Consider the following 13,748-nt stretch of genomic DNA (forward strand, 5'->3'; position numbering starts at 1 on the left):
TCTTATACCTTCACTAATGCAGGTGTGTCTTCCAGCCGCACGGAAACAAGTCTGGAAACGCCTGATTCCTGCATCGTCACACCATAGAGGACGTCCGCTTCCTCCATTGTACCCTTGCGGTGGGTTATCGAAATGAATTGGGTCTTTTCGCTGAATTGCTTCATATATTGAGCAAAACGGCTGACGTTCGCATCATCCAGTGCTGCTTCCACTTCGTCCAGGATACAGAATGGCACCGGTCTGACACGTAAAATGGAGAACAGCAAGGCAATCGCCGTTAAAGCGCGCTCCCCGCCGGAAAGCAAGCCTAGATTTTGCAACTTCTTGCCTGGCGGCTGAGCTATGATATCCACGCCGGTCTCCAGGAGATTACCCGAATCTGTCAGCTTCAACTCAGCATGACCACCGCCGAAGAGAGAACGGAATACCTCGGTGAATTCAGCCTTGATTTTATTGAATACATCTTCGAACAACCGTTTCATCTCTTCATCCATTTCCTCGATGACGGCAAGCAGCGTTGCTTTTGCTTGGTAAAGATCATCTTTTTGCTCGGTAAGGAAACTGTATCTTTCGTTGATCCGGTCAAACTCCTCGATCGCACCAACATTGACTGAGCCAAGCTCAGCGATTGCACGCTTGATGAGTTTGACTTCCGTTCGGGCAGTTTCGATATCTTCTGCCCTGCCGAAAGCTGCCAGCGCTTTTTCAAATGTCAAGGAATAGCTTTGCTGTAAATTCATCAGGCGATTCTCCAGCTCCACATCCAGTCGGTTCGAGCGGACTTCCTGATCTTGTACTTGCTGGACCAGATTCTGATGAAGGCGATTTGCCTCCTTGACAGTCTGTTCCTCCTGCTGCACCCAATCATATCGCTTCTGACGCTCTGCTTTACGCTCCGCGATCAAGGCAGCTGTCTGCTGCTTGTGAAGCTGCTTGACGTTGAGCAGCTCGATGATTTCTTCCTCTGTCTGCCCTTTTTCGGCAACTTCGATCATTTGTTGCAGTACTTGCAGCTGCTCTTCGTGTTTCTGTCTGGTCTGGTTTTGCTGTTCTGTCAATTCTTCCAGACGCTGCTGCTGATGCTGTAGTTTTGCAAGGCTTTCTGCAGAACGTATCTGGAGGGCCTGCTGTTCTTCGCGTTTGATTTCCTTCGTCTGCTGCCAAGCCTCATGAGCTGCTGTCAGCTCGGCGATTTCACGCTGTATCGCCTTTAGCTGTTCATCCAATTCGACAAGTTCAGCTTGAAGCTTTTTCGTGCGTACTTCCACTTCTTCCCGCTCTGCATCATACTGGGCATTATCTTGGTCATACATCGTAAGATTATCATTGGCATGCATGAAACGGATGCTAGTTTCCGTGTAGGCAGCCTGGATATCCTGCTCTTGTTCCTGAAGCTGCTTCAAGCTGTGCCGCGTTTCTTCGGCGGAAGCATCCAGCTGCTGCAGCTCCTCTTTCAGCTGCGACACTTTGCGCTCGAACACTTCGGTCCGCGCTTGGAAGTCGGCTAGCTTTTCCGTCACTTCCTGCATTTCTTTTTCCCTTGTGAATAATGATTGACTGTTGCGTTTTTGCGCTCCCCCAGTCATCGAACCACCAGGATTGACCACATCACCCGATAGCGTCACGACACGATATCTTCTGCCCAAAGCAGCAGCGATTGCATTGGCATGCTGAAGTTCTTCCGCAATGACTACATTCCCCAATAGAAAATCGACTGCCCGCTTGTATTTGGAATCAACTTGGATCAAATCTGCCGCGATACCGACAAATCCATCCCGATTGCTCGCATTCGATACTATATTAGCCGGAATTTGCTTTGGCTGAATCGATGATAACGGTAAAAATGTCGCCCGGCCATTATGTGTCTGTTTCAGCCAATTGATTGCTTGTCGAGCACTTTCTTCCGTATCGACGACAACATGCTGCGCTTGTCCTCCCAGCGCCGTCTCCATTGCAGTGACATAAGCAGACGGAACATCGATCAGTTCAATGACGGCTCCCTCGATACCGGCAAGCTTTTGATCCTGGCGTGCTTTCAGGACGGCCTTTACGCCTTGGAAGAATCCTTGGAATTCTTCTTTCATTTCCTGCAGCATTTCCTGTTTGGAACGGAGCTTTTCGATATGCTGGTAGCCGGTGAATAATTTGCTTTGCGCTTCCTGGTATTGTTCCCGTTTTTTGGCTGCCTCCATCCGGAGTGTGTCTGCCTTCTCTTCCGCCTGCTCCCTATTGGCAGCGGCTTCCGCCAGGCTTGCAGCCAGTTGGTTGCGCTTTTCGCTGATTTCGTCACGGTTTTGAACAACATCTTTATATTTCGTTCGCTGACGGTCTTTCTTCGCATCGATGCTCGTCAGCTGCTGTTTCAGTGAATTCGTTTCATTCCGTTTGGCAGCTTGCTCATTCAGCAAGTCGATATAATCGCTTTTCTTCTCTTCGATTTGTTCACTCAAATCCTCTTGGGTGCGGGACAGCTGTTTATCCAAGTCCCGCAATTCGGATTTTATCGTTTTATTTTCGTTTTCGAGCGCTTCTAGCACATGTTGCTCTTGCTCGAGCTGTTTGGTTTGCTGTTCTAATGTGATGCCAAGCTGAGCTGTATCTTTCTCCAGCTTTTCTTTATTCTCTGCCATATGCTTGGTTCGTTCGTTCAACAGCTGCTTCTTGCCTTCCAGGTTCTCCAGTTCTTGTGTGACGATGAGCAAGGAAGCTTGCAATTCATCGATGGAAGCATCGAGGGCGTGCAATTCTGCTTTTTCAGTCTCCAGCAGCTGTTCTTTACCGCCGATTTCCTGCTTCTGTTCTTCCAGACGATGCTTGTTCGCTTCAAGCTCCTGCAGAACAGCTTGCCATTCTTTATGTAATTGCTCGATCTCAGCGACAAGCAATCCAATTTCAACATCTTTCAGCTGTGCTTTCTTCTCCAGGAAGTCCTTGGCGATCGCAGCTTGCTCACGGAGCGGTTCAAGCTGTCCTTCGATTTCGTACGTGATATCTTCCACTCGGTTCAGGTTTTCCTGCGTTTCGGCTAATTTATATTCAGCCTTTTTCTTACGCTGTTTGTACTTCAATACACCGGCAGCTTCTTCAAAGATCGATCGCCGTTCTTCCGGTTTGGAGTTCAGGATCTCCTCGACTTTACCCTGACTGATGATGGAAAAGGCTTCCCGTCCCAATCCGGACCCCATGAACAAATCGATGATATCCTTCAGACGGCAGCTTTGGTTATTGATCAAAAATTGGCTCTCCCCAGAACGGGAAACCCTTCTGGTAACACTCACTTCCTGATACTCCAGCGGTAATGTCTGATCCGCATTGTCCAATACGAGTGTCACTTCCGCTACATTCAGTGCCTTCCTCGTATCACTTCCCTGGAAGATGATATCTTCCATTTTGGATCCGCGCAGACTTTTTGCCGACTGCTCGCCTAATACCCAGCGGATGGCATCGGTTATATTGCTTTTCCCGCTCCCATTCGGCCCTACCACTGCTGTTACTCCCGGCACGAAGTCCAGTGTCACTTTTTCAGCAAATGATTTGAATCCGACGGTTTCTAATCGTTTCAGGAACATACTCATTCTCCTATATAAAAGCTTTATGCTTGTTTCTGCAAAATCATTGATTTTTCTTTTGTTTTTAACTTATTTATTTTATCATAAACTAAAGGTACATAATAGGTATCAATTACGTCAAAGGAGGCTCGCACATGAAGCTCGAACAGGCAACGGAGGAGAACTTGTCCATCCTCATCAATGGCATAGCCGACCGGCTTAACCTTGTCAATCGTTCCATCATGCAGCCGGAAGATTATCACTTGGATAACTACAACGATATCAAGTTCTTATATGATCATATCGAATCCAAAGGACAGCTCTCTGTCTCCGAGATAGAAGCATTCATCCAGGAACTGGCGAATTTCCGCAAATAAAAACGGCAAAGAGCATCAGCTCTTCGCCGTTTTTCTATTCTTTCAACGCTTCCAGCGCAATGCGGGCAGCCTGCTGTTCTGCTTCTTTCTTCGTACGGCCTGTACCGGTACCGACAAGTTCACCCTGGATTTTAAGCTCGGCCACGAACTCCCGGCTATGCGCAGGGCCTCTCTCATCAATGATCGTATACGTGATCAATTTGTCCTTGTCCTGCTGAACGACTTCCTGCAGCTGACTTTTATAATCCATCGCATGTGAAAAAGCACCTTGACTGATTTTCGGAAAAACGATCTTTTCAAAGAATTGAAGAACCACTTTGAAATCCTGATCAAGATACAAAGCTCCGACAAACGCCTCGAATACATCGGCCAGCAATGCCGGACGCGTCCTGCCTCCCGTACGCTCTTCCCCTTTTCCAAGCAGTACATATGCACCAAGATCCATTTCTTTGGCGAAAAGCACAAGAGATTCCTCCCTTACGATTGCCGCGCGGAGCTTCGTCATCTTCCCTTCCGGCATCTCCGGATAATGCTTGTACAAAAATTGGGACACACCCAGTTCCAATACGGCATCGCCCAAAAACTCCAAGCGCTCGTTATCCGTCTTTTTCAGGTGACGATGTTCATTCACATAAGATGAATGGGTCAAGGCATTCTGCAATAAAGCTTCATCATGAAAATGTATTCCCAGCTTCTCCTGCAGTGTAGATAAGTTCATTCTGCTGTCCCCACTTTCCATTTGGTGTGATGATGCGGAGAAAGTCCCGCCTGAAATCAAGCGGGACTTTCCTATGCATCATATTTAAACCTTACTGTTTGCTGTTTATGTAGTTTACAGCGTCGCCAACAGTAGCGATTTTTTCCGCATCTTCATCAGAGATTTCCATGTCGAATTGATCTTCCAATTCCATAACCAATTCCACCACATCAAGGGAATCTGCTTCTAGATCTTCTTTGAAAGAAGCCTCCATAGTTACTTTGGACTCGTCTACATCAAGACGATCAATAACGATCTGTTTTACTTGCTCGAATACATCTGCCATAGGAAATTCACCTCCCTTCAGTATTATAGGACATTTCGTCCCGGAAAACTACATTTTTTTCGCCAAGGTCACATCACCATGCCGCCATCGATATGAAGCGTCTGGCCTGTCATGTAATTGCTGTCCTCAGAAGCAAGGAAGCGAACGACACGGGCAACGTCTTCCGGCTTGCCTGGCTTACCAAGCGGGATCATGCTTTGCATGGCCTGCTTCTGTTCATCTGTCATCTCATCTGTCATATCAGTCGTGATGAATCCAGGAGCTACAGCATTGACAAGGACGTTACGGGCAGCCAATTCTTTGGCTGCTGTTTTCGTCAAGCCAATGACGCCTGCTTTTGCTGCAACATAGTTGGCTTGTCCTGGGTTGCCGCTGACACCGACAATGCTTGCGACATTGATGATGCGGCCGGCTTTTTGTTTCATCATTTGACGCGTCACTGCTTTCGTGCAAAGGAATACGCCTTTCAAATTCGTCGCGATGACTGCATCGAAATCTTCTTCCTTCATACGCATCAGCAAGTTATCTCGCGTGATGCCAGCATTATTCACTAGTATGTCCAAACTGCCGAATGCGTCGATGGTCTGCTTGACCATATCTTTTACACTTTCTTCTTCCGCTACATTCGCTTGGATGACGATCGATTCCTGTCCAAGGACACGGATTTCCTCTGCAACAGCCTCAGCTTTTTCTTTGCTTCCGGAATAGTTCACCGCAACGTTGACGCCATTACGCGCAAGTTCCAATGCGATTTCCCTTCCGATCCCACGGGATGCACCTGTGACAAGTGCAGCTTTACCTGTTAGCATCATTCTTCCTCCTTATACCACGTCAAGAATGCTTGCAATGATTCTGGATCTTGTACGTTGAAAGTTGTTGTGCGGCGGTTGATCTTCTTCACCAAACCACTTAGCACTTTGCCAGGTCCCACTTCGACGATGGCATCCAACTCGTCGTTTTGAAGCATGTTGACAATAGTCTCTTCAAATCGAACCGGTGAGTACAACTGCTGTACGAGCAGCTGCTCGATATCTTTGTGATCCAGCACTTTTTCTGCCGTTACGTTGGCATAAACAGGTATGGACGCATCAGTCTTTTCAACATCTGCAAGTACGGATGCGAATTCCTCAGCAGCTTGTTTCATCAATCGGGAATGGAAAGGTCCGCTGACGTTAAGCGGTAGCACACGCTTCGCCCCTGCTTCTTTCAAAAGTGGCTCTGCAAGTTCGATTCCTTTTTTCGTACCCGAGATGACGACCTGTCCGGGACAGTTGATGTTGGCAGCATCGACGATTTCGCCATGCTCCTTGTCCACCGTCTCAAGAGCAGTCTTGATATCTTCCAAGCTCAACCCAAGTACAGCAGCCATCGACCCTTGCCCCGCCGGATATGCTTTCTCCATCAGCTGACCGCGTTTGTTCACGAGAACAGCTGCATCTTCTGCGCGAAGTACGCCAGCTGCAACAAGTGCGCTGTATTCTCCCAAGCTGTGTCCAGCAGTAACGACTGGGCGCACGCCTTCATTTTGCAACACTTGGTAAATGGCAGCACTTGTCAAAAGCAAAGCAGGCTGTGCATTTTCAGTCTTCGTCAAGCTTTCTGCCGGTCCTTCGAACATCAAAGGTGTGATCGGCTGAGGCAATAGTTCATCCGCAGCCTGGAATAGACTTTTCACTTCTGGATATTCATTATACATTTCCTGTCCCATGCCCACTGCTTGTGAGCCTTGTCCAGGAAATACAAAAGCGACTTTTTTCACTTATGCTTCCTCCTCGTCGGTATTCATGCCTTGTATGGTTTCTTGAATCACTTTTGTGACATTATTTTCGGCCATTTGCTTGGTTTGCTGGATTGCAACTTGAATGGCACGCGCATTGGAAGAACCATGTGCCTTCACCACTGGTGCAGCGAGGCCAAACAAAGCAGCTCCGCCATATTCCGCATATTCCATGCTTGCTTTCAATTCTTTCAATTCGGGTTTCATCATACCAGCAGCTAGTTTGGTCTTCATATTCTTCAAGAAAGCCTTCTTGATGATGGAGAAGAACATCATTGCTGCGCCTTCCGTTGTCTTAAGCGCAATATTCCCGCTGAATCCATCGGTCACGACGACATCATAATCACCTGAAAGAAAGTCGCGTCCCTCTACATTACCAACAAAGTTGATTGGTGCTTTGCTGAGAAGTTCGAACGTTTTCTTTGTCAGCTCATTGCCTTTTCCAGCTTCGGTACCAACATTAAGCAATGCGACACGCGGGTTTTCAATGCCTCGTACCTTTTCGGCGTAAATGGATCCCATCACGCCGTATTGTAATAGATGGCTTGCTTTGGCGTCAATATTGGAACCAGCGTCAAGCAAGACAAAACCTTTCCCATCCATTGTCGGAAGTGTCGGAGCCAGTGCCGGACGCTCGATGCCCTTGATACGACCGACGATCATCAAGCCTGCTGTCATGAGCGCGCCAGTATTCCCCGCTGAAATACATGCATCAGCACGTCCTTCTTTCACTTCCTGAGCAGTAAGTACAAGTGATGACTGCTTCTTGCGCCGGATTGCGCGCACAGGCTCATCATCTGCTGTAATGTACTCCTCTGTATGTATGATCCGGATATTAGCCGGACGGATCTCGCCGAGATGCTTTTCGATCTTGCTTTGATCTCCTACAAGTGTCAGCTCCAAAGACTCATCTTCCGCTGCCGCAAGCACAGCTCCTTTGACAATCTCCTCTGGTGCGTGGTCACCACCCATTGCATCAATTGCGATTCGCATATCTTATTTCCCTTCTTTAACGTTCGAGCGGAACATCTCGAACGTACCTTTGAATACTTGTTCCTGGTCCACGGCACTATCCACCTGAATGACCGTCCGCTTCCTGTCCTGGCGGATGACCTTCGCTTTCGCCACTACCCGTTCATGCAGTTTCACTTGTCTCGTAAAAGTGATCTCGGAGTGGAAAGTAAGCGCGAATGGATCATCAATCAGCGCCACAGCCAAAGAATTGGCCTGTGCGAACAGATGATGTCCCCTGGCGATCTGGTTCCGGGTGAATACATGCTCTGGTTTGATATCCAATATACTTATTGCACGTTCATCCAGCTCCAAGTCGATGATTTCCCCGATCACTTCATCAATATTGATGGATTTCACGGTTTCATCCCACTGCGAATTAGCTACATGCTTGATTCGCTCCCGCAGTTCCGGGATCGTCAGTTCCATTCTGTCCAACCGGATGGTCTGGATGCTGACGCCGAATTTCTTGGCCAAATCTTCGTCTGTGATGAACGGTGTTTTTTCAATCGTTTCCCGCAGTAAGTCCTGTCTGTCTTTTTTGCTTCTTCTCATTTCTCCACCGCCAAAATTAAGACTAGGTACTAAAAGTAATATATAATAGCAGACCAGAATTTGCAACCGCCGTTTTTAATCAAGCACATTTCCATTCAGTGCAAATTCTGTATCCAAAGCCTGTAATAAATTGCGATAAGCAGGATCATTTTCGAGTCTTTCTTCTGCTATGATCTGCTCCGCATCCTTGCGCGCCGTCTCCAGTGCCCTGTAATCATGCACCATATCCCCGACTTTGAATTCCGGTATCCCGCTTTGCTTTTTCCCGAAGAAATCACCTGGTCCGCGCAACTGCAAGTCTTGTTCGGAAAGCTCGAAACCATTATTGGTCTCTGTCATGATACGCATGCGTTCTTTGCCTATTTCCCCTTTTGGTTCTGCAATCAAAATGCAATAGCTTTGTGCATCTCCACGACCTACTCGTCCCCGGAGCTGATGCAGCTGGGATAACCCAAAACGTTCTGCATCATAAATGATCATCAAAGTGGCATTCGGCACGTTCACCCCTACTTCGACTACGGTTGTCGAAACGAGCACTTGCGTTTCATTGGCCGCAAATTCCTTCATGACTTCTTCCTTCTCATCCGCACGCAATCGCCCATGCATGAGTCCGACGTGGATATCGGGTTCAAAGACAGCAGATAGCATCTGATGCAAATCGACGGCATTCTGGATGTCGAGTTTCTCTGATTCCTCGATCAGCGGACTTATCACATACGCCTGATGCCCTGCTGCCACTTCCTTCCGGATGAAATCCAGCACGCGATCGATAGTATTTTCCTTTACCCAATACGTTTCGATTTCTTTCCGGCCAGCAGGCATTTCATCGATTGCCGACACATCCATGTCGCCAAAAGCCGTAATCGCCAAGGTCCTCGGAATCGGAGTGGCTGTCATGAAAAGAACATCCGGATAAAGCCCCTTATCTCGGAGCGTCCGTCTTTGTGCCACACCGAAACGATGCTGCTCATCGACGATGGCAAGGGCCAGGTTTTGAAAATGGACTTCATCCTGTATCAGTGCATGCGTCCCGACCAGTATATCCACTTCCCCATTCACCACTTGTTCGAGGACAGCTTTGCGGCGCTTTCCTTTTATGCTTCCAGTAAGCAATGCGACTGTCGCAAAACCATCCAGCATACTAGACAATGACTGGGCATGCTGTTCGGCTAAAATCTCTGTCGGCACCATGATGGCACCTTGTTTACCCGCGGTAACCGCAGCATAAAGGGCAACGGCTGCAACCGCCGTCTTACCAGAACCAACGTCTCCTTGCAATAAGCGGTTCATCCGGTAAGGGGATTGTAAATCCCGCATGATATCCTTCAGCACCCGCTGCTGTGCATTTGTAAGCGTAAAAGGCAGCGTCGCCACAAAAGCTTGCACTTTTTCTTTATCATACGTTAAGCTGGCTCCAGCCGAAGCTTCCCGTTTTTGTTTTCGGATGAATTGCATCTTAAGCTGGAAAAGCAGGAATTCTTCATATGTGAATCTCCTGCGCGCATGAGCCAGCGCCTTTCTGTCAGGCGGAAAGTGCATATAATGCAGTGCAGTTTTCCGGTCCGGCATTTTATACGATTTTAAAAATGATGCTGGAAGAATTTCTTCAATATCTTCATCATACTGATCCAGCGCCTGCTTCACGCTTTTTTGAAGCTGGCGTACTGTCACAGTTCCCTTGACACCATACACAGGCTGAACCGGCGTTTGCTCATCCGCTCCGCCGAACTTGAAGTTGCTGACAGTCAGCTGCAGACGATGCTGATCCCATTTTCCAGTCATTGTCACTTTTTTGCCAGGCAGCAGCTGTTTTTGGGCAAATGCACGATTGAACATGATCGCCTTCACTGCTACATTTTCCACCAATAGTGTCACCGTCAGTTTATTTTTTTTCCTTCCATAAAACTGTACCTGGGCAGGAGAAGCGATTTCACCTTCAATCGTCACTTTATCATCATGAATCAGTTCAGCAAGCGGCTGGACATCGAAGACATCATACCGATATGGCAGATGAAAAAGGAGATCTTCAACTGTGAAGATCCCCATATTCGCCAATCCTTCCGCAAGCTTCGCACCGATTCCCTTGACTTGATCAACCGGTTGCTTTAACACATCTCTCACTCTTTTCCTTTTGTTATGCCATATATCATATCCGCAAGTCGGCGCCCGGTCGGCGTTGCAGCCAGACCGCCCTCCGCTGTTTCACGAAGGGAGGATGGCATACTCTTACCGATCCGGTACATCGCGCCGATCACCTCATCACAAGGGATCCTGCTTGTGATGCCTGCCAGCGCCATGTCAGCAGATACGATCGCATTGGAAGCTCCTGCTGCGTTTCTTTTGATGCACGGCACTTCCACCAAACCAGCGACTGGATCACATACAAGTCCAAGCATGTTTTTCAGCGTTATCGCAAACGCTTCAGCACTTTGCTCCGGACTGCCGCCAGCCATCTCCACCACCGCTGCACTGGCCATCGCAGCCGCAGAGCCAACTTCAGCCTGACAGCCGCCTTCAGCGCCGCTGATCGATGCATTATTGGCTACAACGAAGCCAAAAGCACCTGCTGTAAACAAGAAGCGGATCATTTGTTCGCGTGTCGGATGCAGCCTTTCTTTGACAGCAAATAACGCTCCCGGCACGCAGCCGGCACTTCCTGCAGTTGGTGTTGCACAAATCATCCCCATCGCAGCGTTCACTTCATTGGTCGCAACAGCTTTACTTACTGCATCCAATAATAGATTTCCCGATAAGGTATTACCCTTTGCCATATATTGCTGAAGCAAGACAGCATCATTTCCGGTCAATCCTGAATGGGATGTTACTCCCTTCAACCCGCGTTCCACTGCTTCTTCCATGATTTGCAGGTTTCTCTCCATCTGACCCATGACTTCTTCACGGGAACGCTGATGGATATCCATCTCCTGCCGAATCATGACCTCTGATATGGAAATGCTGTCTGCATTTGCTTGTTCAATCAATTCCGCTACATTGCGAAACATAAAAATTCCTCCTATTAATTCATCAATCGGGATACGCGGTTGATATGTGCTGCTTTTTCCAAAACAAGCATCACGTCATCTTCCACATTTTGATCCGTCTCGATCACCATCAGCGCATCTTTTCCGACATCTTTTCGAGATACTTCCATATGCGCTATATTGATTTCATGCTGTGCCAAAATCTGCGTAACCGAAGCAATAGCACCAAAACGATCATTGTGCATGATCAAAATGGCAGGCTTGTTTCCCGACATCCGCAGTTCGAAACCGTTCAGCTCGGTGATTTCCACTTTACCGCCGCCGATTGAGATTCCGACAAGCTCCATGCTGCTGTCATTCGTCCCAAGCTTCACCCTTGCTGTGTTCGGATGTTCTGTAGCTGCTGTATCTTCAATGAATTCTATTTTCATATTTTGTTTTTTTGCTGTTTCCAGTGCGAACCTGATTCGATCATCATCGGTATCGTAACCAAGCAGACCACCGACAATCGCCAAATCGGTGCCATGGCCTCGATACGTTTTTGCAAACGAGCCATACAAATGGATGGTGGCCCAAGTCGGCTCTTTCCCGAAGATAAGTCTTGCTGCACGGCCGATACGAGCGGCACCAGCTGTATGTGAACTGGATGGGCCGACCATGACCGGTCCGATGATATCAAATACGGATTGATATTTCATACGCTCACTCCTTCTATCTTCATTTTATCATGCATCACACATATGTTCCTACTGTAAGCAATGAAAAAAGCTCCCGCCAAGGAGCTTTCCCCATTCTTATTCGACTGCGATCAAGTACGTATAAACAGGCTGATTTCCTTCATGGATTTCCAGTTCCGCTTCCGGGAATTTATCTTCCACAAAACTTTCCAATCTATCATCAGCAGATTCCGCATCTTCCCCGCGGATGACTGTAATCAATTCATCTTCATCCGTTACCATTTGCTCAAGCAAAAGTTCAAGTGCCTCTTCGGCTTCTGAAGCAGTGGTGATGATCTTGCCTTCCAATATGGCAAGGTATTGACCTTCTTTGATCTCGACACCTTCAATTGTTGTGTCACGGACTGCATGCGTGATTTGACCGGACTTCACTTGAGAAATCGCATCCGTCATCGCCTCTTGATTGGCTTTTGCAGCATGCGAGGAGTCAAATGCAAGCAAAGAGCGCATACCCTGCGGTATCGTTTTCGTCGGAACGACAAAAGCCTGTACCTCCGCCATTTCAGCAGCCTGCTGTGCTGCCATGATGATATTTTTATTATTAGGCAGAATATATACAGCATCAGCGTTTGCTGCTTTGATGGCATCGGCAATGTCTTGTGTGCTAGGGTTCATTGTTTGACCGCCTGAAATGACGATTGTTGCGCCCAAGCTTTCAAACAGTGCCTTTACACCATCACCCATGGCAACTGTCACAATTGCATGCTGATTGCGTTGTTGCTTTTCCTTTTTTCCTACGATGGCTTGATGCTGTTCGCGCATATTTTCAATCTTCATATTGATCAAGCTGCCGTAATTTTGACTGTAAGTCATTACCTCACCTGGATATTCCGTGTGGATATGCACCTTCACGACATCCTCATCGGCAACCACAAGCAAGGAATCACCACGCCCGTCCAATTCTTGGCGATAAGCTTGTTCATCGAATGGATTCTCTTTCAGCTTGTCCGCTTCGAATTTGACCATGAATTCCGTGCAATAGCCATACGTGATATCAGCTGTGTCCAAAAAGTCCTGCGCCTGCTTATGATGTTCTGCACTCACAAGATTCTCCATCTTGCCATGCTGTACTTCCGCTGGCAGTTCTTCCCCTGTCATCGCAGCAAGGAAACCTTCATAAACCGTCACCAGACCTTGGCCGCCGCTATCCACGACACCGACTTCTTTCAAAACCGGCAGCAGTTCAGGTGTACGGCTCAAACTTTGCTTGGCTGATTCCACGACGTATTTAAACAACTCAACTGGGTCAGCTTCCGTTTTCGATTTCTCGACTGCTGCAGCTGCGCTATCTTTCGCAACCGTCAAGATCGTTCCTTCGACTGGTTTCATCACTGCTTTATAAGCTGTATTGACACCAGCATCGAGTGCACTGGCAAGCTTTCCGGCAGTCAAATCTTCATTTCCTTCCAGAGCTTTGGCAAAGCCTCGGAAAAGCTGAGAGAGAATGACCCCGGAGTTTCCTCTTGCTCCCATCAGCAAACCTTTGGCAAAGGCTGCTGCAAGCACACCGACTTCTTCGCTGTCGGTATCCTGGACAGCCTTCGCCCCAGACGTCATCGTCAAGTTCATGTTTGTTCCTGTATCACCATCTGGCACAGGGAATACATTCAATGCATCGATCGTCTTGGCGTTATTGGCCAAGTGATGTGCACCAGTCAGCAGCATCCCTGCAAATGTCTTTCCATCCACATTTCCAACACTCAAACTGTTTCCTCCTTA

12 protein-coding genes are annotated in these 13,748 nt (G+C 47.9%); 1 reads left to right on the plus strand and 11 read right to left on the minus strand.

The features are described from left to right. Positions 1-2: 2 nt before the first annotated feature. A complete protein-coding gene (gene smc / locus SFC66_RS10065) occupies positions 3-3,569 on the minus strand; it encodes a chromosome segregation protein SMC (protein WP_411218550.1) in 3,567 nt (1,188 codons plus the stop codon). 134 nt (positions 3,570-3,703) lie between these two features. On the opposite strand from smc, the gene SFC66_RS10070 reads away from it, so the two are divergent. Continuing rightward, positions 3,704-3,925, plus strand: a complete 222-nt coding sequence (locus tag SFC66_RS10070) for a DUF1128 domain-containing protein (protein ID WP_411218551.1) — start codon at positions 3,704-3,706, stop codon at positions 3,923-3,925. Positions 3,926-3,959: 34 nt separating this feature from the next. Here the strand turns inward: SFC66_RS10070 and rnc are convergent, their stop codons facing one another. The 10 genes from rnc to SFC66_RS10120 all read right to left on the minus strand — a co-directional run bounded on the left by rnc (position 3,960) and on the right by SFC66_RS10120 (position 13,733). Further along, positions 3,960-4,643, minus strand: coding sequence for a ribonuclease III (rnc, locus tag SFC66_RS10075; protein WP_411218552.1), 684 nt, complete (start codon positions 4,641-4,643; stop codon positions 3,960-3,962). A gap of 91 nt (positions 4,644-4,734) precedes the next feature. Next, complete coding sequence (acpP, locus tag SFC66_RS10080) at positions 4,735-4,968, minus strand: acyl carrier protein (protein WP_411218553.1); 234 nt, start codon at positions 4,966-4,968, stop codon at positions 4,735-4,737. Positions 4,969-5,036: 68 nt separating this feature from the next. After that, a complete protein-coding gene (fabG, locus tag SFC66_RS10085) occupies positions 5,037-5,780 on the minus strand; it encodes a 3-oxoacyl-[acyl-carrier-protein] reductase (protein ID WP_411218554.1) in 744 nt (247 codons plus the stop codon). Continuing rightward, positions 5,777-6,727: an ACP S-malonyltransferase gene (gene fabD, locus SFC66_RS10090; protein ID WP_411218555.1), complete on the minus strand. Its 951-nt coding sequence runs from the start codon at positions 6,725-6,727 to the stop codon at positions 5,777-5,779. Before fabD ends, fabG begins: the two co-directional genes overlap by 4 nt. Beyond that, positions 6,728-7,738 carry a phosphate acyltransferase PlsX gene (gene plsX / locus SFC66_RS10095; protein ID WP_411218556.1) on the minus strand — a complete coding sequence of 337 codons (1,011 nt, stop codon included), beginning with the start codon at positions 7,736-7,738 and terminating at the stop codon, positions 6,728-6,730. 3 nt (positions 7,739-7,741) lie between these two features. Further along, a complete protein-coding gene (fapR, locus tag SFC66_RS10100; protein ID WP_411218557.1) occupies positions 7,742-8,311 on the minus strand; it encodes a transcription factor FapR in 570 nt (189 codons plus the stop codon). 75 nt (positions 8,312-8,386) lie between these two features. Next, a complete protein-coding gene (gene recG, locus SFC66_RS10105) occupies positions 8,387-10,423 on the minus strand; it encodes an ATP-dependent DNA helicase RecG (protein WP_411218558.1) in 2,037 nt (678 codons plus the stop codon). A gap of 5 nt (positions 10,424-10,428) precedes the next feature. Continuing rightward, positions 10,429-11,313 (minus strand): L-serine ammonia-lyase, iron-sulfur-dependent, subunit alpha, encoded by an 885-nt coding sequence (sdaAA, locus tag SFC66_RS10110; protein ID WP_411218559.1) that lies wholly within the window; start codon positions 11,311-11,313, stop codon positions 10,429-10,431. A 14-nt stretch (positions 11,314-11,327) separates the two neighbouring features. Further along, the gene (gene sdaAB, locus SFC66_RS10115; RefSeq protein ID WP_411218560.1) at positions 11,328-11,990 is read right to left on the minus strand and encodes an L-serine ammonia-lyase, iron-sulfur-dependent subunit beta; all 663 of its coding nucleotides are present in this window, start codon (positions 11,988-11,990) and stop codon (positions 11,328-11,330) included. Between the two features lie 96 nt (positions 11,991-12,086). Beyond that, a complete protein-coding gene (locus SFC66_RS10120) occupies positions 12,087-13,733 on the minus strand; it encodes a DAK2 domain-containing protein (protein ID WP_411218561.1) in 1,647 nt (548 codons plus the stop codon). Positions 13,734-13,748: the final 15 nt, after the last annotated feature.

The organism is Terribacillus saccharophilus (assembly GCF_046592895.1).
GTDB classification, from domain to species: Bacteria; Bacillota; Bacilli; order Bacillales; family Amphibacillaceae; genus Terribacillus; species Terribacillus saccharophilus_D.

Bases quoted from the DNA above. Each gene is read 5' to 3' on its own strand.
- plsX (WP_411218556.1), bottom strand. From the start codon at position 7,738: ATGCGAATCGCAATTGATGCAATGGGTGGTGACCACGCACCAGAGGAG.
- acpP (WP_411218553.1), bottom strand. From the start codon at position 4,968: ATGGCAGATGTATTCGAGCAAGTAAAACAGATCGTTATTGATCGTCTT.
- fabG (WP_411218554.1), bottom strand. From the start codon at position 5,780: ATGATGCTAACAGGTAAAGCTGCACTTGTCACAGGTGCATCCCGTGGG.
- fapR (WP_411218557.1), bottom strand. From the start codon at position 8,311: ATGAGAAGAAGCAAAAAAGACAGACAGGACTTACTGCGGGAAACGATT.
- sdaAA (WP_411218559.1), bottom strand. From the start codon at position 11,313: ATGTTTCGCAATGTAGCGGAATTGATTGAACAAGCAAATGCAGACAGC.
- sdaAB (WP_411218560.1), bottom strand. From the start codon at position 11,990: ATGAAATATCAATCCGTATTTGATATCATCGGACCGGTCATGGTCGGC.
- SFC66_RS10070 (WP_411218551.1), top strand. From the start codon at position 3,704: ATGAAGCTCGAACAGGCAACGGAGGAGAACTTGTCCATCCTCATCAAT.
- smc (WP_411218550.1), bottom strand. From the start codon at position 3,569: ATGTTCCTGAAACGATTAGAAACCGTCGGATTCAAATCATTTGCTGAA.
- rnc (WP_411218552.1), bottom strand. From the start codon at position 4,643: ATGAACTTATCTACACTGCAGGAGAAGCTGGGAATACATTTTCATGAT.